The following is a 1,103-nucleotide window of genomic DNA, read 5'->3' on the forward strand; positions in this document are numbered from 1 at the left end:
CGCCAGCACAATAACGACGAGTCACCCTGTAGCTCCTTTGGCGCTGGTTTGCGCTGACGTTTCACTGCTTGATTTTTTGATTGATCACACAACAAACCGATCCAGAAATTCAAGGAGCACCCTCCATCATGAAACCCGCAAGCGCGTCACCCGCACGCCTGAGAAACCAGATCTTTGGCGCCTACTTCTTCCTGTTGTTGATGCTGGCGTTGTTCCCGCCGTTTTACTTGAGCGTGAGTGGCAGTCGCGCCTTGGTGGTAGGCATCCCGCTGCCGATTTTCTATTGGATCGCCATTGCCGTACTCGCAGCACTAGGGGTGTGGGGGTTGTATCTGGCCGAGCTCAAGGCCGGTGATATTCCTGACGAGGAGGGCGTGTGATGATCAGCACCAGCAGCGATGCCCACTTGTTCATTACCTTCGGTGTGATCGGCCTGTTCCTGGCCGGGATGATCGCCGTGCTCTATGCCACCAACCGCGAAAGCACCAGTTTTTCCGACTACGCCGTTGGCGGGCGCTCTTACGGGCCGTGGTATATCGCCATGTGCTACACCAACTCCTGGTGGCCGGGCTCGACCTTCACCGCGTTTTTTGCCCTGAGCGTCGGCGGCGCCTTGGGTTTCTACGGCATGGTCTATGCGACCCTGGGCGTGACCGCGATGTACCTGATGGCCAGCCGCGCCTGGACCTGGGGCAAACGCTTCAACCTGCGCACCCAGCCGGACCTGCTGGGCATGCGCTTCGACAGCCCGGCGGTAAAACGGGTGGCCTCGATTATCGGCATCATCTCGGTGTTTCCATGGGTGGTGATGGGCATCCAGGCCCTGGCGATGCTGTTCCAGTTCGCCAGCTTCGGCCGTTGGGGCGTCACCACCTGCCTGTTTGCAGGCGTGGCGGTGGTACTGATCCGCCAATACTGGACCGTGAGCATGGGCATGCGCGGGTTGATCATGACCGACATGTTCCAGGGCCTGATCGCCTACGTGGTGTGCGCCGGGGTCTGCGTGTTCCTGCTGTTCGGCGATCAGGCCGCGTTTTCCAACCTCGCGCAATTACCGGAAAAAATGCTGCAAATTCCCGGCGCCGCCGGCACCGGTTATGGCC

At 59.8% G+C, this 1,103-nt stretch carries 1 protein-coding gene and 1 pseudogene; both read left to right on the forward strand.

Going from position 1 to position 1,103, the window contains the following annotated elements:
- The first annotated feature begins 128 nt into the window (after nt 1–128).
- Nucleotides 129–380, forward strand: coding sequence for a hypothetical protein (locus FEM54_RS32970; RefSeq protein ID WP_017134608.1), 252 nt, complete (start codon nt 129–131; stop codon nt 378–380).
- Nucleotides 380–1,103, forward strand: a pseudogene (locus tag FEM54_RS32975) (sodium:solute symporter family protein); the annotation flags it as partial. The gene FEM54_RS32970 and the pseudogene FEM54_RS32975, both read left to right, overlap by 1 nt.

Origin of the sequence: Pseudomonas edaphica (assembly GCF_005863185.1) — a bacterium.
In the GTDB taxonomy this organism is placed as follows: domain Bacteria; phylum Pseudomonadota; class Gammaproteobacteria; order Pseudomonadales; family Pseudomonadaceae; genus Aquipseudomonas; species Aquipseudomonas edaphica.